Below are 17,478 nucleotides of genomic sequence, written 5' to 3' on the forward strand. Positions count from 1 at the left end.
GTCGACCTCAGTCGTCGGTGTGGCCCTGGTCACGCAGGTCCATCGACTCCTGCAGGGCCTGTCGTGCGGCCTGGGCGTCTTCGCTCATCGTCATCAAATCCTTCATGCGTCATTGCCAGAAGAGGTCTCGGGCGGCTCGAGCCCGGGTGGGCGAACCAGTCAGCGGGTAGCGCGGGGTCTCCGCGGCGAGTTCGCTGACTAGAGAGACTCGCCGCGGCAAGGAATGAGGAGTACCAGACGCCGCGACATGTTCTTGACGGTACGCCTCGGAAATCGGGGGTAAAGGGGGTTCTCACACGCTGAGACGCGAGTCTCACGAAGCACCGGCCTGCGCAGCAGCACGGCACGGCACGCCCCGTCCCACAGACCCGTCCCACAGACCCGTCGAACCGACCCGGCCCCGCCGCTGGACCGGGGAGCCGATGTCGGTGATGCTCAGCAGGTGAGCAACGTTCGTGCCGGCGCCGAGAGCGGCGGCGCCGCCCTCGCGCTCGGCGCCCTCGGCGTCGTCTTCGGCGACATCGGCACCTCTCCCCTGTACGCCCTGCAGACCGTCTTCTCGATCGACGACGGGGTGGTGGCCCCGACCCATGACGACGTGCACAGCGTGATCTCGCTCGTCTTCTGGTCGGTCACCGTCGTCGTGTCGGTCAAGTACGTGGCGTTCGTGCTGCGCGCCGACAACGACGGGGAGGGCGGCATCATGGCGCTCGCCGCCCTCGCGCGCAGGATGGTGCGTCCTGGCGGTCGGCGCGCCGTGCTCGTGATGCTGCTGGGGGTGCTCGGAGCTTCGCTCTTCTACGGCGACAGCGTCATCACGCCCGCCATCTCGGTCATGTCGGCCATCGAGGGTCTCTCGGTGCCGGAACCGTCGTTGCGTCAGTTCGAGGTGCCGCTCGGTGCCGCCGTCATCACCGGCCTGTTTCTCGTGCAGCGGGCCGGAACCGCCCGGGTCGGTCGGCTCTTCGGGCCGGTCATGGTGGTCTGGTTCGTCGTGCTGGCCCTGCTCGGCCTACGTGGCATCGCCGCCGACCCCGAGATCCTCACCGCCCTGTCGCCGCACTGGGGCGTGCTGTTCATCGTGGAGCACCCCGGCATCGCCTTCGTGGCCATGGGTGCGGTCGTACTCTCCATCACCGGGGCGGAAGCGCTGTACGCCGACATGGGCCATTTCGGTCGTGACCCGATCCGGCGGGCCTGGTTCTTCCTGGTCTTCCCCTGCCTCACCCTGAACTACCTGGGCCAGGGTGGGCTGGTGGTGTCTGACCCCTCGAAGGTGTCGAACCCGTTCTATCTGCTGGCCCCCTCGTGGGCCGTCTTTCCCCTCGTGGTGCTCGCCACCGCTGCGACCGTCATCGCCTCTCAGGCCGTGATCTCGGGAGCCTTCTCGGTGTCGCGGCAGGCCGAGCGGCTCGGTTACCTACCGCGCCTCACCGTGCGGCACACGTCGCAGGTCGAGAGCGGCCAGATCTACGTGCCGGCCATCAACTGGATCCTCTACGCGGCGGTGCTGCTGCTGCTGCTCACCTTCCAGTCGTCAGAGAAGCTCGCTACGGCGTACGGTCTCGCGGTCACGGGAACGTTCCTGCTGACCACGACCCTCTTCCTCGTGCTCGCCGAGGCCGCGTGGGGCTGGTCGCGGCGCAGGCTGGTGGTCGTGGGGCTGCTCTTCGGGGGCCTCGAGCTCGTGTTCTTCGCCGCGAACCTCACGAAGATCGTGCACGGCGGGTGGCTGCCCGTTCTCATCGCGGTCAGCGTCGCCACCATCATGCTCACCTGGCAGCGGGGCGGAACGATCGTCACCGCCGAGCGCCGGCACAAAGAGGGCCCGATCCAGGGGTTCGTCCGCTGGGTTCGGCTGGAGCACCCCACCCGCGTTCCCGGCACGGCCGTGTTCGTGCACCCGAGCGACCAGACCACTCCGCTGGCCCTGCGCGAGAACACCCGCCTCAACCACGTCCTCCACGAGCACGTCGTCATCGTCTCGACCATCTCCGAGAACGTGCCGCACATGCCTGACGACGACAGCATCACCTGGCACGAGCTCGGCGAGGCCGGTGAGAACATCATCCACATCGCGCTGCACTACGGCTTCCAGGACGACCAGAACGTGCCGCTGGCCCTGACCAGAGCCCGCGACTCGGGGGTGCCGGTCGACCCCGACGGCGCCACCTACTTCCTCTCGCGCATCACCTTGCAACGAGGGCCCGACCGGTCGATGCCGGCCTGGCGCAAGCGACTCTTCATCGGGCTCGCGCACAACGCTGCATCACCGATCGACTACTTCCGGCTGCCGAACGACCGCACCGTCTCGATGGGGTCGGCCGTCCAGCTCTGAGGATGCCGCTGCGCCCGGGCCGAGTCCTGGGTCACTCGTGCTCAGTCCCGGGTCACTCCTGGAGGTCGACAGCAGTGAACGTGGTGGCGCTGACGAGGGTCGCGATCTCGGTGCCGAGGGCCGGCGGAAGCGAGCTGTCGACGTTGAGCACCCCGATGGCCTGGTCGCCCCGACGTGAGACCTGCATCGCGCCGATGTTGATGTTCGCCTCACCGAGGATCCGCCCGATGGAGCCGATGACGCCAGGGCGGTCGGAGTACTCGAAGACGAGCATGTGGTCGGTGAGCGGCACCTCGATGTCGTAGCCGTTGATGCCCACGAGCTTCTCGACCATCTTCGGGCCGGTCAGGGTGCCGGAGACGCTGACCACCGTGCCATCGCTGAGCGTTCCGCGCAGGGTGGTGACGTTGCGGAAGTCGCCAGCGTCGGGGTCGGTGACCAGGCGAACCACACAACCGTGCTGCTCGGCGAACACCGGTGCGTTCACGTACGTCACGGCATCCGAGACGACGTCGGTGAAGACGCCCTTGAGGGCCACGAGCTTCCAGACGCTGACGTCGTGCTGGGTGATCTCGCCGCGCACATCGACGTCGAGCTGGGCCGGCACCGTGCCGGCGACGGCGGTGAACACGCGACCGAGCTTCTCCACCAACGAGATCCCGGGCCGCACCTCTTCGGCGATGAAGCCACTGCTGACGTTGACGGCATCCGGCACGAGCTCACCGCCAAGCGCCAGCCGCACCGACTTCGCCACGGCGACTCCGGCCTTCTCCTGCGCCTCGTCGGTCGAGGCGCCCAGGTGGGGAGTGACCACGACCGACTCGTGCTCGAAGAGAGGTGACTCCGTGGTCGGTTCGGTGACGAACACGTCGATGCCGGCTCCGGCAACCCGGCCCTCGCTGATGGCCTTGGCGAGCGCCGCCTCGTCGACGATGCCTCCGCGGGCGGCGTTGATGATGCGCACCGACGGCTTGACCTTGCTCAGGGCGTCCTCGCCGATCAGGCCGAGGGTCTCCGGGGTCTTGGGCAGGTGCACGGTGATGAAGTCGGACTGGGCGAGCAGCTCGTCGAGACCCACCAGCTGGGCCCCGACCAACCCGGCCTTGGCGGGCGAGGCATAGGGGTCGTAGGCGATGACCTTCATGCCGAAGCCCTTGAGCCGCTCGGCGACGAGGCCGCCGATGCGTCCGAGACCCACGACACCGACCGTCTTGTCGAGCAGCTCCACACCCGAGTACTTGCTGCGCTTCCACGCCCCGGCCTTGAGGGCCTGGTTGGCGGGCGCGATGTTTCGGGCGGTCGCGAGCAGCAGGCCGATGGCGAGCTCGGCGGCCGAGGTGATGTTCGACGTGGGTGCGTTGACGACCATGACTCCCGCCTGGGTGGCCGACTGCACGTCGACGTTGTCGAGGCCGACGCCGGCGCGGGCGATCACCTTCAGCTGTTTGGCGGCCGCGATCGCCTCAGCGTTCATCTTCGTCGCCGACCGGATCAGCACGGCGTCGACGTCGGCGAGCGCCAGCAGCAGCTCGCTGCGGTTTGCCCCGTCGCACGAACGAACCTCGAAGTCGGGACCGAGGGCCTCGATGGTGGCGGGTGACAGCTCTTCGGCGATCAGGACGACGGGCTTGCTCACAGGGTTCCCTTCCGGAACGGGTGCACGACCCTGATCCGCAATGGACGCGGGGCCGTCGGGACGGCACCGCGGTGTGCCGCAGCCACTCTAGGCGTATCGCCGGGTGGTTGGCGGCAGTGCCGCCAACATGTGAGAGGCGCCACGGGCAACCGGGAGCCCTCGGCCCGGTTGTCAACCGGGCGGGATGCCGCCAAGGTGAGCAGGTGCGCATCATCGTCACAGGTGGGTTCGGTGACCTGGGCTCGCGGGTGGCCCGTGAGGCCGACCGGCGCGGGCACGACGTCGAGCCCGTCAGCAGACGAACCGGGGTCGACCTGGCCACTGGCGAGGGGCTCGTGGGCGCGCTCCGAGGGGCTGAGGTGGTGGTCAACTGCGCCGACGACCCCCGACGGGGTGATGTCGTGACCGTGGCCGGCACCCGTCGCCTGGCCGAGGCCGTTCAAGCCGTCGAAGCCGCCCAGGCCCCGATGCACCTCGTGCATATCTCCATCGTCGGCATCGATAACTTCCCGATGGCCTACTACCGCCGCAAGCTGGCTGCGGAAGCGGCCCTCGCGGCTTCCGGAGCCGCGGTGACCGTGCTGCGCGCCACGCAGTTCCACTCGCTGGCTGCCACCTTCGCCCGCAGCCTCACCCGCGGAGGTGTCACGTTCCAGGTCGCGGGCATGGCGTTCCAGCCCGTCGACATCGACTGGGTCGCCACGCAGCTGCTCGACCTCGCCGAAGCGCCCCGCCCGACGGGCTACCGCCGCGCACCCGACGTCGCTGGGCCCGAGGTGCTCACCGTGGCTCAGCTGGCCGACTGCCTTCGGCAGCACGACGGGCGAAAGGCCGCTCGCGTGGTGCGCTTGCCGGCACCGTTCGGTGCGCTGCGGGCCTTCGGGCGGCGGCAGAACATCCCCGCGGCCGGGCAGGGCCGCACCGGGGGTCGAACATTCGCTGACTGGCTGGCCGAGCAGCCCCGGGCTCACGACGGGCGCTGACCGGCTCTTCCGAGCGGCCTCGTCCACCAGCCGGCACCGCCGACAGGAAGATGCCGCCGGGCACGAACCCGGCGGCATCCACTGGTCGGACGACTCGGAGCGGGAGTCAGCGGGCTGCTGATCCTTCGACATAGTCGCTGTCGGTGTCCTTGACCCACGCCATCAGCTTGCGCAGCTCCTTGCCGGTGCCCTCGATGGGGTGCTGGGCCCCCTTCTCGCGCAGGGCGGTGAACTCCGGCCCGCCGGCGTCCTGGTCGTCGATGAACCGCTTGGCGAAGGCGCCGTTCTGGATGTCGGTGAGCACCGCCGCCATGTTCTCCTTGACGCGCTCGTCGATGACCCGTGGGCCCGACACGTAGTCGCCGTACTCGGCCGTGTCGCTGACCGACCAGCGCTGCTTGGCGATGCCGCCCTCGATCATGAGGTCGACGATGAGCTTCAGCTCGTGGAGGCACTCGAAGTAGGCGACCTCGGGCTGGTACCCCGCCTCGACGAGGGTCTCGAAGCCGTACATGACCAGCTGGGAGGCGCCGCCACAGAGCACCGCCTGCTCGCCGAACAGGTCGGTCTCGGTCTCCTCGGTGAAGGTCGTCTTGATGCCACCGGCCCGCAGGCCACCGATCGCCTTGGCGTAGCTCTTGGCCACGTCCCAAGCCGATCCGCTGGCGTCCTGCTCCACCGCCAGGAGCACCGGCACCCCACGGCCGTCGGCGAACTCGCGCCGAACGATGTGGCCCGGGCCCTTCGGGGCGACCATGATGACGTCCGAACCCGCCTCGGGCTTGATATAGCCGTAGCGGATGTTGAAGCCGTGCCCGAAGAGCAGACCGGCGCCCTGCTTGAGGTTGGGCGCGATGTGCTCGCTGTAGACCCCACGCTGCACCTGGTCGGGCGTGAGGATGACCACGAGGTCGGCCTGCTTGACCGCGTCGGCCACCGAGAGCACGGTCAGCCCCTCGGCCTCCGCCTTGGCCCGGCTCTTGCTGCCCTCAGCGAGACCGATACGAACATCGACCCCCGAGTCACGCAGGTTGAGCGCGTGGGCGTGGCCCTGGCTGCCGTATCCGATGACAGCGACCTTGCGCCCCTGGATGATCGACAGATCAGCGTCGTCGTCGTAGAACATCTCGGCCATCGTGGCCTCTCCTTCGGTTGGGTGTCGCGGCGGGTGTGCCGCTGTGCTTGAGCGGTTGTGGGGAGCGGGGAGCTGATTCGGGACTGATGCGGCGCAGGGCTCAGGCGCTGCGCAGGCTGCGGTCGGTGATCGAACGCGAACCACGTCCGACCGCGACCATGCCCGACTGCACGAGCTCTCTGACCCCGAAGGGGGCCAGCACGTCGAGCAACGCGTGCAGCTTCTCGCTGTCACCCGTGGCCTCGATCGTCAGGGCGTCGGTCGACACGTCGACGACCTTGGCCTTGAACAACGCGATGGTGTCGATCACTTGGCTGCGGGTGACCGCGTCGGCCCGCACCTTCACGAGCAGCAGCTCCCGCTGCACCGATGCGTGCTTGTCGAGCTCGACGACCTTGAGCACCTCGATCAGCTTGTTGAGCTGCTTGGTCACCTGCTCGAGGGCGCTGCCCTCGACCTCGACGACCACGGTCATCCGAGAGATCTCGGGGATCTCGGTCGGGCCGACCGCGAGGGAGTCGATGTTGAAGCCCCGGCGGGAGAAGAGGGCAGCGACGCGCGTCAGCACGCCGGGCTTGTTCTCGACGAGCACCGAAAGGGTGTGCTTGCTCATGTGTTCACTCCTCGCGTTCCCAGACCGGCGCTTCGTGACGCGCCGCCAGAATCATGTCGTTGCTCACGCCGGACGGCACCATCGGCCACACCATGGCGTCACGATGAACGATGAAGTCGATCACGACGGGCCGGTCGTTGATCTCGAGCGCGGTCTTGATCACCGCGTCGACCTCTTCCACCGTCTCGGCCCGCAACCCGACGCAGCCGTAGGCGTCGGCGAGCTTGACGAAGTCGGGCACGCGCGAGGCGGTCGGCTGGAGGTCGGTGTTGGAGTAGCGCTCGCCGTAGAACAGGGTCTGCCACTGCCGCACCATGCCCAGTGAGCTGTTGTTGATGATCGCCACCTTGATCGGGATGTGGTTGATGACGCAGGTCGCGAGCTCCTGGTTGGTCATCTGGAAGCAGCCGTCGCCGTCGATGGCCCACACCGTGCGCTCGGGCTCGGCGACCTTCGCTCCCATGGCCGCCGGCACCGAGAAGCCCATCGTGCCGAGCCCGCCGGAGTTGATCCAGGAGTTGGGCCGCTCGTAGCGCACGAACTGGGCCGCCCACATCTGGTGCTGACCGACCCCCGCCACGTAGGTCGCCTCCGGACCGCTCAGGGCACCGATCCGCTCGATGACGTACTGCGGTGACAGGGTTCCGTCGTCACTGGTCGTGTAGCCGAGCGGAAAGGTCTGCTTCCAGCCCGCGACCCGCTCACGCCACTCCGCGAAGTCCCACTCGCCCGAGTCAGCCGGTGCCGCAGCGCGATCCGCGGTGATCTGCTCAATCAGGTCGACGATCACCTCACCGACGTCACCGACGATCGGCACCTGGGCGGCGCGGTTCTTCGAGATCTCGGCCGGATCGATGTCGGCGTGGATCACCTTGGCGTCGGGCGCGAAGCTCGACAGCTGCCCCGTGACCCGGTCGTCGAAACGGGCGCCGAGAGCGATGATGAGGTCAGACTTCTGCAACCCGGTCACAGCAGCCACGGTGCCGTGCATGCCGGGCATGCCGAGGTTGAGCGGGTTGCTGTCGGGCACGGTGCCGCGCGCCATGAGGGTCGTGACGACGGGGATCTGCGTCAGCTCGACGAGCCGACGCAGCGCGTCGCTGGCGTGGCCCCGCACGACGCCCCCACCCACGTAGAGAACCGGGCGGGACGACGTCGCCATGAGCCGAGCAGCCTCACGGATCTGTTTGCCGTGCGGCCGGGTCACCGGTCGGTAGCCCGGCAGGTCGAACACCGGGGGCCAGCTGAAGGTGGTCTTGGCCTGCAGCGCGTCCTTGCTGATGTCGACCAGCACCGGGCCGGGGCGACCCGTGCTCGCGACGTGGAAGGCTTCGGCGATCGCCTGCGCGATCTTGCCGGCATCCGTCACCAGGTAGTTGTGCTTCGTGATCGGCATCGTGATGCCGCGGATGTCGGCCTCCTGGAAGGCGTCGGTGCCGATGGAGGCACTGGCCACCTGACCGGTGATGGCGACCATCGGCACGGAGTCCATGTAGGCGTTGGCGATCGGGGTGACGAGGTTGGTGGCTCCGGGGCCGGAGGTCGCGAGGCACACACCGACCTTGCCGGTGGCCGAGGCGTACCCCTCGGCCGCATGGCCGGCCCCCTGCTCGTGACGGACGAGGATGTGCCGCAGCTTCGTCGAGTCGAGCAACGGGTCGTAGGCGGGCAGGATCGCCCCGCCGGGGATGCCGAAGATGTTCTCGGCGCCGACCGCCTCGAGGGCGAGCACGAGCGCCTGGGCCCCGGTGACCTCCACCGCGACCGCTACCTCGGCCGGGCCGTCGGTCGCGACATTTGCCGCAGATGAGGCCGTTCGCGGCCGGGGCCGCGAGGCAACGTCTGCCGGCGATGGTGCCTGCTTCGTCGTGTCGGTCACGATCTCTTCCTTCGTCATCGATGGTGTCGTCGGCCGCACACCGGCCCTCCCCACTCACAAAAAAACCCTTCTGTCCGCAAGGGACGGAAGGGAGCGCGCTGACCGGTCGAATGGTCTGCGCGCTAGGGAAGTACGAGGAGCTGTGCCACGTCCCTACCGTCCTACGCCACCTCACCGGTGTCAATCACCCTCGTTGCGAGTCTCAGGATGTGGCCAAGCGGTCTCACCCATTGTCACGAGGTCGGGTCGGCCGGAAAGTGGGTTGTCGGCGGCAGGCTCGCTCGGGAGACTGCCTCCATGGCTCAGACCACCCGTCAAGCAGCAACCGAGCTTGCTCCGGCCGACGACGCCGTCAACGCGCTGGGCCTGACCGGCTATGCCGCCCGGCCGCTGACGACGGGCGACGCGCACGCCGTGTTCGAGCTGATGGCCGAGAGCGAGGTGGAGGCGGTCGGGGAGGTCATCATCGAGGAGGCCGACATCGTCGGCGACTGGCAACGGCCGAGCTTCGAGATCGCCCGCCACAGCATCGGCGTCTTCGACGGTAAGCGCCTCGTCGGTTACGCCGAGGTCTACCGAGGCCGCTGGGCCGATGCCGCGGTGGCGATCGGCCATCGCGGCCGGGGCATCGGCACGGCCCTGGCGCAGTGGACCCAGCGGTTGAGTCGCCGCGACGGCTCGGGGCTCGTCGGGATGCCGGTACCCGAGGGGTCGGTTGGCGAGCAGCTGCTCCAAGCCCTCGGCTACGAGGTGCTGTGGACCTCGTGGGTGCTCGCGATGCCGGCGGGCAAGCACATCGAGCCCCACCCGGTCACCGCGGGGTACTCGATCCGCGCGGCTGACGGAGACGCCGACCACCGGGCCGCGCACCACGTGATCGACGAGGCGTTTCTGGAGTGGTCGGAGCGCGAGCCGGAGAGCTTCGACGACTTTGCGGCCGGCAGTGTGCTGCGGCCCGGCTTCGAGCCGTGGCACCTGCGCCTGATGGTCGACCCGGGCGGGGCGGTCGTCGCGGTCTCCCTGCTCATGACGAACGGCGAGCTCGCTTACGTCGCCAAGCTGGCCGTACACCGTGACCAGCGCGGACGCGGGCTCGCCCGGGCCCTGCTCGTGGACTCCTTCGCGGTCGCGCGCGAGCACGGGGCGAGCCGGTCAGAGCTGTCGACCGACTCGCGCACCGGTGCCCTCGGGCTCTACCAGAAGGTCGGCATGGAGGTCACCTCGCTCTGGCGTCACTGGGCCATCGACACCTCCGGCCAGGCGTGACGACAGCAGCTGGACGACACGGGCCTCGCACCACGGGTCAGTCGCAGACGGCGCCGCGGCTCGCGCTCCCGACCAGCTTGCGGTACTTGGAGAGGACGCCCCGGGTGTACTTCGGCTCCGGGTGGGTGACGCCAGCGGTTCGACGACGCTCCATCTCGTCGTCGTCGACGAGCAGGTCGAGCAGGCCGTTCGCAACATCGAGGCGGATGCCGTCACCATCGTGCACGAACGCAATCGGACCGTCGTCGACGGCCTCGGGGGCGACGTGCCCGACGCAGAGCCCCGTGGTGCCACCGGAGAACCGGCCGTCGGTGAGCAGCAGCACCTCCTTGCCGAGGCCGGCGCCCTTGATGGCACCGGTGACGGCCAGCATCTCGCGCATCCCCGGCCCGCCCTTGGGGCCCTCGTAACGGATGACGACGACGTCGTTCGGCTTCAGCTCACCGTTCTCGACGGCATCCATCGCGGCGCGCTCGCCGTCGAAGACCCGCGCCGTGCCCTCGAACACGGAGTCGTCGAAGCCGGCCGACTTCACCACGGCGCCGTCGGGGGCGAGCGAGCCCTTGAGGATCGTCAGGCCACCGCTCTTGTGGATGGGCGCGCTCATGGCGCGCAGCACCTTGCCGTCGAGGTCGGGGGGCGCGATGTCGGCGAGGTTCTCGGCCATCGTCTTGCCGGTCACCGTGAGGCAGTCGCCGTGCAGCAGGCCGGCATCGAGCAGCGCGCGCATGACGACCGGCACCCCGCCGACCCGGTCGATGTCGGTCATGACGTACTCACCGAACGGCTTGACGTCGGCCAGGTGCGGCACCTTCGCGCCGACCCGGGAGAAGTCGTCGATGGTCAGGTCGACGTCGGCCTCGTGGGCCATGGCGAGCAGGTGCAGCACGGCGTTCGTCGACCCACCGAAGGCCATCACGACCGCGATGGCGTTCTCGAACGCCTCCTTCGTCATGATGTCGCGGGCGCGGATCCCCAGGCGCAGCAGGTTGACCACGGCCTCGCCCGACTTGCGGGCGTAGCCGTCACGGCGACGGTCGGTGGCCGGTGGCGCCGCCGAACCGGGCAGGGACATGCCGATGGCTTCGGCCACCGACGCCATGGTGTTGGCGGTGTACATGCCGCCGCAGGCCCCCTCACCGGGGCAGATGGCCCGCTCGATGGCGTCGACGTCGGCGCGTGACATCCGCCCCGCAGCGCACGCGCCCACCGCCTCGAAGGCATCGATGATCGTGACCGTCCGCTCACTGCCGTCGGACAGCTTCGCGATGCCCGGCAGGATCGAGCCGGCGTAGAGGAACACCGACGACAGGTTGAGCCGGGCCGCGGCCATGAGCATTCCCGGCAGCGACTTGTCGCAGCCGGCGAGCAGCACCGACCCGTCGAGCCGTTCGGCGTTCATGACGGTCTCGACGGAGTCTGCGATGACCTCTCGTGAGACGAGCGAGAAGTGCATGCCCTCGTGCCCCATCGAGATACCGTCGGACACCGAGATGGTGCCGAACTCCAACGGGTACCCACCGCCGGCGTGCACTCCCTCCTTCACCGCCTTCGCGAGCCGGTCGAGCGAGAGGTTGCACGGCGTGATCTCGTTCCACGAGCTGGCGACGCCGATCTGCGGCTTGGCGAAGTCGTCGTCGCCCATCCCCACGGCCCGCAGCATCCCCCGCGCGGCGGTCTTCTCCAGACCGTCGGTGACGTCGCGGCTGCGGGGCTTGATGTCAGGGGTCTGAGTCATGCTCGCCAGCATAGAACCGGCCCCGCCGACCCGACACGGCATCTCAGCCGACGATCAGGTGACGGGCCTGGATGCCGGTCAGCCCCTGCTCACGTGAAAGCGGAGCAACGAGCACGCGCCGAGGTCAAGGTCAGCCCACTCCCCGGCGTACTGCAGCACCGCCATCCCGCTCGTGACGAACCCGGCGGCAAGGGCGTCGTGGGCCTCGCGGGAGCCGTCGCCATCGCAAAGCAGGCTGGTCAGGTTGGCCATCGTCGGATTGTGCCCGACCACGAGCACCCCGACCATGTCACCGGCATCCTCGCGAATCGTCTCGAGGGTCTGCTCGACTCCCCCGAGGTACACGCTGCGGCGAAACTCGACGAACTCGGCGTTGGCCCCGCCATGACACGCCTGCTCCCACGTCTGGCGCGTGCGCACCGCCGTAGAGCAGATGACGAGGTCGGGAACGAGCCCCTCGTCTCGCAGCCAACGGCCGGCGGCCGACGCGTCGCGCCGACCCCGGGCGGCCAGCTCACGGTCGTGGTCGGGCTTGCCGAGCCCTTCCTCGGCCTTGGCGTGGCGCATCAGAACGAGGGTCTTCTCCCGCGCGGCGTTGCTCATGCTCAGAGCATGCTCCCTCGACCGATGCTTGTCAGCCTGGCGGCCGGCGAGCGGGAGTCTGCCGTGCTGACGGTGCTGCTGCGCCCCGCCCCCTGAAGGCGGGGCGGCTCAGCCCCCCGAGACCGCGTTGACGATGTGCACCCGGGCCCCGCTCGGCACCACGGTCTCCACTCCGCCGCTGCGAGTGGCGTCCTCGCCGTTGACGAACACCTTGACGTGGCGGCGGATCTCGCCCCGCTCGTCGCGCACCTTCCCGTCGAGGATGCGGTGCTCCGAGAAGGCGCGGTCGAGCAGCTCACGAACGGTCTGTGACTCTCCACCCCCGTCGACCTCGATCTCGGACACGCCACCCGCAAGGTCGCGCAGCATGCCCGGCAGGATGAGTCGAACAGGTGTGAGCGGCATCCGAGATCCTCGGTGTCTCAGGCTGTCTCGCGACAAGGGACCCGCGCCGCCCGCACCACGAGCACGTCAGGCAGCTGGGTGACGATGCGCTCGAACGACTCGCCCTCGTCGACCGAGGCGAAGACGTCGCCGTTGCGGGTACCGAGGTAGACCCCCACCGGCTCGTCGTCGTCGCCGGCATCGGTGCAGGCGGCGTCGCGCAGCACGCAGGTGAAGCTGTCGGTGGGCAGGCCATCGGCTTGCATCCGCCAGCTGCGGCCCGAGTCGTCGGAGCGCTGAACCTGCAGGTGCGCATCGGGTGGGATGCGCTCGCCGTCATCGGCAACCGGAACGTTCCAGACGACGCCCGGCCGACGGGGGTGGGCCAGGATCGTGAAGCCGAAGTCGGTGGGCAGCCCGTCGGCGATCGACTGCCAGCTCTGGCCGCGGTCACCAGAGCGGTAGACCCCCTTGTGGTTCTGGGCGAAGAGCTCGCCGTCGACGCCGCGAGCGACCTTGTGCACGCACTGGCCGAACTCGGGATACTCGTCGTCGGGCAGGAAGTACGCCCGGATACCAGGGTTGCTCGCCGACCAAGACGCCCCTGAATCGCTCGAGCGGTAGACCCCGCCGGCACTCATGGCCACGAGCAGCGCCTCCGGGTGCCCGGGCTCCGCCACGATGGTGTGCACCGCCCCGCCACCGAACCCCGGCTCCCAGCGAGGCCGGTGGGGATGGTTCCACAGACCCCTCACCAGGTCGTAGTGACGACCGCCGTCGGCGCTGCGGAACAAGGCGTGCGGCTCGACGCCGGCCCACACGACGTCATCGTCGTTGGGATCCGGCGTCAGCTGCCAGATGCGTTCGAGCGCGGTCTCGGTGTCGCTCGGAAACGCCACGGCACGGTCGGCGCTCTCGGTGAACGTGCGTCCGCCGTCGTCGCTCGTCTGCACCGTCGGGCCCCAGTGCCACGACTTGACGCCCGCGAGAACCGTCGAGCGCCCCGCCCGGGTGTCGATCGCCACGGAGGCGACCTCGCTCATGAGAAAGTGCGGGCCCTCGACCGACCACGTGCGGCGGTCGTCGCTGCGGGCGATCCACAGGCCCTTGCGAGTGCCGATGGCCACGATGGACTCCGTCGATCCGCTCATGTTCACAGTGTCCACTATCGCTCTGACACTGACAAGGGTCGAGCTACCGGTTCACGATGTTGACCAGCGGCTCACCGTCTCGCAGCGCCTCGGCCTGGCGTCGGATCAGGGCCAGCGCCCGTGGCCGCATGGCCGTCGTCGCTCCCCCCACGTGCGGCGTGACGAGCACCCCCGGAGTGGTCCAGGCCGGGTGGTCGGCGGGAAGCGGCTCGGGGTCGGTCACATCGAGAGCGGCGCGCAGTCGTCCCGAGGCGCACTCGGCCAGCAGGTCGGCCGTGACCACCACCGGCCCGCGCGCGACGTTCACCACCAGGGCCCGGTCGGGCAGGCGAGCCAGCAGCCCGGCATCCACGAGCCCCCGGGTCGCCTCGTTCAGCGGCACGATGACGACCAGCACGTCGGCGGCGGCGGCCAGCTCGGGCAGCTCGTCGATGCCGTGCACCCGGTCGACGAGGTCGTCTCCCGCTCGAGCCCGCGACGCCACGACGGTGATCTCGACCTCGAACGGCAGGAACCGTCTGACGATGGCGCGGCCGATGTGTCCGTAGCCGATGACGACCACCCGCTTGTCGGCCAGGGCCGGCCGAATCGAGGTGGGTAGCCATTCCGAGCGAGACTGCGCCTCGACCAGCTCCGGGATGCCGCGCAGCGAGGCGAGCGACAGGGTGAGCACGAGCTCGGCCGTGCTCGCGTCGTGCACGCCGGCGGCGTTGCACAGGGCGACGCCCGGCGGCACGTCGGCCACGTAGTGGTCGTAGCCGGCGCTCTGCAGCTGCAGCACCTCAAGGGCGGGCACCTGTGGCGTCAGATCGCGTAGAGAGACGCTGCCCAGGTAGGGCGTCACCGCCAGACGCACCTCGGCGGCCCGCGCGTGAGGGGAGGCCAGGTTCCAGACGACCACCTCGACGCCCTCGATGTCTGAGAGCGGCGCCAGGTAGGTGGGGTCGGGAACGGAGACGACGAGCGGCTGGCCGGCGTGCGCGGTGGTCATGTGGAGCACGCTAGCGGCCGGCCGTCGGCCGGACGCCAGAGGTGGGCCGCCGAGCTCGGAGTAATCTCCCCCTCGTGAACACGCACCCGCGAGTGCTCTCGCTCAACGTCGGTCGCGGTCAGCCCACGGGTCTCCCCGCCGCCCCGACCTCCGGTATCGACAAGCGCCCGGTGGCCCGCATCGAGATCCGCGACCCCGGGCCCAAGAGGGGCGGGCTGGGCAGCGGCGTGGTGGGCGACACCATCGGCGACCAGCGCCACCACGGCGGGGTGACCCAGGCCGTCTACGCCTACCCGCGGGAGGACCAGCAGTGGTGGGCCGAGCAGCTGCGACGGCCCATCGCCCCAGGCGGTTTCGGAGAGAACGTCACCACCGTCGGAGTCGACGCCACCCACGCGCTCGTAGGCGAGAGGTGGCGCATCGGCCCGGTCGTGCTGCGGGTCGAGGTGCCGCGCATCCCGTGTGCCACCTTCGCTCGACACATGAACGAGCGAGGCTGGGTCAAGCGGTTCGCCGCCCCGGGACGCACCGGCGCCTACCTCTCGGTCGTCAGCCCCGGGACGATCTCGACAGACGACGCTATCGACATCGAGCGCCCTGACCACGACATCGACCTGCTCAGTGTCTTCCGGGCCATCATGGGCGACCTGGAGGCGGCCCGTCGTGTGCTGTCGTCGGGCGTGCTCAGCCCGACCGAACACGACTATCTGGCAGGCACCTTCGCCCGACGCACCCACTGACCCTCACCCCGCCACCTGAACGCGGTGCCGGTCGTCGCACCGTCATGGGCGACAATGGGGCATGTCGAACGCCCGTCGCCCTCCGCGCCGTGCCATCGCCGCGGTCATCGTTCTTCCCGTCGTGCTGGTCGCCGGCTGCACCTCCTCGCCGCCGGCAGGGCCGCCACAGGGCGAGGCCGTGCCCCCGACGGTCAGCACGTCAACCTCCGGAAAGCCGACAGCGACGAGCACTGCCGGTTCAGGCTCAGGCACCTCGTCAGGACCCGCGAGCACCACGGCCACGACGTCGGCACCCGCCGTCACCACCCTCCTCGGCGGACTCGACCGCCCGTGGTCGATCGCCATGCTCCCCGACGGTTCCGGCCTCATCAGCGCGCGCAACACGGGCGAGGTTCACCACGTCGCGGCCCCAGGGGCCTCCAGCCCACCGGTGGTGGTCGGCCGGCTGCCCATCGGCCGCACCTCCGGCGAAGGCGGCCTGCTCGGGCTCGCCGTGCGGGCCGACTTCGAGACCGACCCGGTGGTCTATGCGTACTACTCCACCGAGAACGACAACCGCATCGCTGCCCTGCCCTGGGCCGACGGACGGCTCGGAGCGCCGAAGGTCATCTTCAGCGGCATCCCCCGTGGCACCAACCACAACGGGGGCCGCATCGCGTTCGGGCCCGACGGCTACCTCTACGTCGGCACCGGCGAGGCGGGCGACACCTCTCTGGCGCAGAACCTCGGCTCGCTCGGCGGCAAGATCCTGCGCCTCACCCCCGCCGGTGAGCCGGCACCCGGCAACCCGTTCGGCGGATCGCCCATCTGGTCGTACGGGCACCGCAACGTGCAGGGGCTGGCGTGGGACAGCCAGAAGCGGCTCTGGGCCAGCGAGTTCGGCGCTGACACGCACGACGAGCTCAACCTCATAGAGCCCGGCCGCAACTACGGCTGGCCCGAGGTCGAGGGCCGGGCCACAGACAAGAACTTCGTCGACCCCGTCGCGCAGTGGTCACCGTCAGAGATGTCTCCGAGCGGTATCACGATCGGGCCTGACGGTGCGGTCTACATCGCCGCGCTCCGGGGGCAGTCGGTCTGGCGGGTGCCGATCAACGACGACGGAACGGCCGGAACCCCCAGTCGCCACCTCGAGGGCACCTACGGCCGTCTCCGTGACCTGCATTTCGTCAGCGCCGACCGGGTGTGGATCCTCACGAACAACGGCACCGACGACCGGCTCCTGTCGCTGCCCGCCGCTTCGCTGGGCGTCAGCTGAGCGCAGCTGGCCACAGCTAAGGTGTGACGAGGTCGCACGGCGCGGCCGCCCCGACGAGGAGGCAACCATGTCCGAGCTCGACGAGATCCTCCGCCAGGTGCCGATCAGCCAGCTCGCGAGCCAGTGGGGGGTCGACGAGAGCGAGATCACCGCCGCCACCCAGCACGCCCTACCGGCGCTGCTCGGGGGCCTGCAGGCGAACGCCCAGGACCCGAAGGCGGCCGACTCCATCGTCTCGGCTCTGTCGAACCACGGCGGCGCGGTGCGAGGCCTCGACGACATCGACGAGCACGACGGCCAGAAGATCGTCGGAAACATCTTCGGTGGGAACCAGGACCAGGTCGTGAGCCAGCTCGGTGGTCTCGGCGGTTCATCGGGCTTGATCGTCTCCAAGCTCATGCCGATCCTCGCGCCCATCGTCATGTCGTGGCTGGCCAACAAGATGAGCGGGTCAGGGGGCCTCGGCGGCGTGCTCGGGGGGATGCTCGGAGGCGGCACCGCAGCGCCGACCACCACTGACGCTGCCGCCACCACCGACGCCGACTCCGGCGCGCTCTTCCCCGGTGGCGCGGGCAGCACGAGCGCCCCGACCCAGAGCCCGACAGACAGCGCTCCAGCCGCCGGTGCGACCGGTGCGACCAGTTCGCTTCAGGACATCCTCGGCTCCGTGCTCGGCGGCGGGGCCTCGTCAGGCGGCGGCAGCGACATCCTCGGCGGGCTGCTGGGCGGCCTGCTCGGCGGCGGCAAGCGCTGAGCCCGCCGC

At 69.6% G+C, this 17,478-nt stretch carries 16 protein-coding genes; 6 read left to right on the plus strand and 10 right to left on the minus strand.

The features are described from left to right. Window positions 1–7 precede the first annotated feature (7 nt). Window positions 8–106 (minus strand): 3-isopropylmalate dehydrogenase, encoded by a 99-nt coding sequence (locus BA895_RS10880; RefSeq protein ID WP_254666421.1) that lies wholly within the window; start codon window positions 104–106, stop codon window positions 8–10. A 336-nt stretch (window positions 107–442) separates the two neighbouring features. On the opposite strand from BA895_RS10880, the gene BA895_RS10885 reads away from it, so the two are divergent. Then, window positions 443–2,338 carry a potassium transporter Kup gene (locus BA895_RS10885; protein ID WP_070191882.1) on the plus strand — a complete coding sequence of 632 codons (1,896 nt, stop codon included), beginning with the start codon at window positions 443–445 and terminating at the stop codon, window positions 2,336–2,338. Between the two features lie 52 nt (window positions 2,339–2,390). On the opposite strand, the gene serA is transcribed toward BA895_RS10885, so the two are convergent. Beyond that, a complete protein-coding gene (serA, locus tag BA895_RS10890; RefSeq protein ID WP_070191883.1) occupies window positions 2,391–3,974 on the minus strand; it encodes a phosphoglycerate dehydrogenase in 1,584 nt (527 codons plus the stop codon). 203 nt (window positions 3,975–4,177) lie between these two features. On the opposite strand from serA, the gene BA895_RS10895 reads away from it, so the two are divergent. After that, the gene (locus BA895_RS10895; RefSeq protein WP_070191884.1) at window positions 4,178–4,957 is read left to right on the plus strand and encodes an SDR family oxidoreductase; all 780 of its coding nucleotides are present in this window, start codon (window positions 4,178–4,180) and stop codon (window positions 4,955–4,957) included. 106 nt (window positions 4,958–5,063) lie between these two features. Here the strand turns inward: BA895_RS10895 and ilvC are convergent, their stop codons facing one another. From ilvC to BA895_RS10910, 3 genes are all read right to left on the minus strand, one after another. Further along, the gene (ilvC, locus tag BA895_RS10900) at window positions 5,064–6,092 is read right to left on the minus strand and encodes a ketol-acid reductoisomerase (RefSeq protein ID WP_070191885.1); all 1,029 of its coding nucleotides are present in this window, start codon (window positions 6,090–6,092) and stop codon (window positions 5,064–5,066) included. Window positions 6,093–6,192: 100 nt separating this feature from the next. Beyond that, on the minus strand, window positions 6,193–6,705 hold the full coding sequence (gene ilvN / locus BA895_RS10905; RefSeq protein WP_070191886.1) for an acetolactate synthase small subunit: 513 nt from the start codon (window positions 6,703–6,705) through the stop codon (window positions 6,193–6,195). Between the two features lie 4 nt (window positions 6,706–6,709). Beyond that, window positions 6,710–8,584 (minus strand): acetolactate synthase large subunit, encoded by a 1,875-nt coding sequence (locus BA895_RS10910; protein ID WP_070192017.1) that lies wholly within the window; start codon window positions 8,582–8,584, stop codon window positions 6,710–6,712. Between the two features lie 297 nt (window positions 8,585–8,881). On the opposite strand from BA895_RS10910, the gene BA895_RS10915 reads away from it, so the two are divergent. After that, complete coding sequence (locus BA895_RS10915; RefSeq protein ID WP_083283213.1) at window positions 8,882–9,850, plus strand: GNAT family N-acetyltransferase; 969 nt, start codon at window positions 8,882–8,884, stop codon at window positions 9,848–9,850. A 37-nt stretch (window positions 9,851–9,887) separates the two neighbouring features. Here the strand turns inward: BA895_RS10915 and ilvD are convergent, their stop codons facing one another. The 5 genes from ilvD to BA895_RS10940 form a co-directional block, all read right to left on the minus strand. Continuing rightward, entirely contained in the window at window positions 9,888–11,588 is a 1,701-nt protein-coding gene (ilvD, locus tag BA895_RS10920; protein ID WP_070192019.1) for a dihydroxy-acid dehydratase, read from the minus strand. A gap of 78 nt (window positions 11,589–11,666) precedes the next feature. Continuing rightward, window positions 11,667–12,191 carry a histidine phosphatase family protein gene (locus BA895_RS10925; RefSeq protein WP_070191887.1) on the minus strand — a complete coding sequence of 175 codons (525 nt, stop codon included), beginning with the start codon at window positions 12,189–12,191 and terminating at the stop codon, window positions 11,667–11,669. Window positions 12,192–12,299: 108 nt separating this feature from the next. Further along, a complete protein-coding gene (locus BA895_RS10930) occupies window positions 12,300–12,596 on the minus strand; it encodes a MoaD/ThiS family protein (protein ID WP_070191888.1) in 297 nt (98 codons plus the stop codon). A gap of 17 nt (window positions 12,597–12,613) precedes the next feature. After that, window positions 12,614–13,726 carry a sialidase family protein gene (locus tag BA895_RS10935; RefSeq protein WP_070192020.1) on the minus strand — a complete coding sequence of 371 codons (1,113 nt, stop codon included), beginning with the start codon at window positions 13,724–13,726 and terminating at the stop codon, window positions 12,614–12,616. Window positions 13,727–13,769: 43 nt separating this feature from the next. Beyond that, window positions 13,770–14,717 (minus strand): 2-hydroxyacid dehydrogenase, encoded by a 948-nt coding sequence (locus tag BA895_RS10940; RefSeq protein WP_070191889.1) that lies wholly within the window; start codon window positions 14,715–14,717, stop codon window positions 13,770–13,772. A gap of 74 nt (window positions 14,718–14,791) precedes the next feature. On the opposite strand from BA895_RS10940, the gene BA895_RS10945 reads away from it, so the two are divergent. The 3 genes from BA895_RS10945 to BA895_RS10955 all read left to right on the plus strand — a co-directional run bounded on the left by BA895_RS10945 (window position 14,792) and on the right by BA895_RS10955 (window position 17,469). Beyond that, the gene (locus BA895_RS10945) at window positions 14,792–15,457 is read left to right on the plus strand and encodes an MOSC domain-containing protein (protein WP_070191890.1); all 666 of its coding nucleotides are present in this window, start codon (window positions 14,792–14,794) and stop codon (window positions 15,455–15,457) included. Between the two features lie 61 nt (window positions 15,458–15,518). Further along, window positions 15,519–16,715: a sorbosone dehydrogenase family protein gene (locus tag BA895_RS10950; RefSeq protein ID WP_070191891.1), complete on the plus strand. Its 1,197-nt coding sequence runs from the start codon at window positions 15,519–15,521 to the stop codon at window positions 16,713–16,715. A gap of 67 nt (window positions 16,716–16,782) precedes the next feature. Further along, window positions 16,783–17,469, plus strand: coding sequence for a DUF937 domain-containing protein (locus BA895_RS10955; protein WP_070191892.1), 687 nt, complete (start codon window positions 16,783–16,785; stop codon window positions 17,467–17,469). The last annotated feature ends 9 nt before the right edge of the window (window positions 17,470–17,478 follow it).

The sequence above is a fragment of the Humibacillus sp. DSM 29435 genome (assembly GCF_001758225.1).
GTDB lineage: Bacteria > Actinomycetota > Actinomycetes > Actinomycetales > Dermatophilaceae > DSM-29435.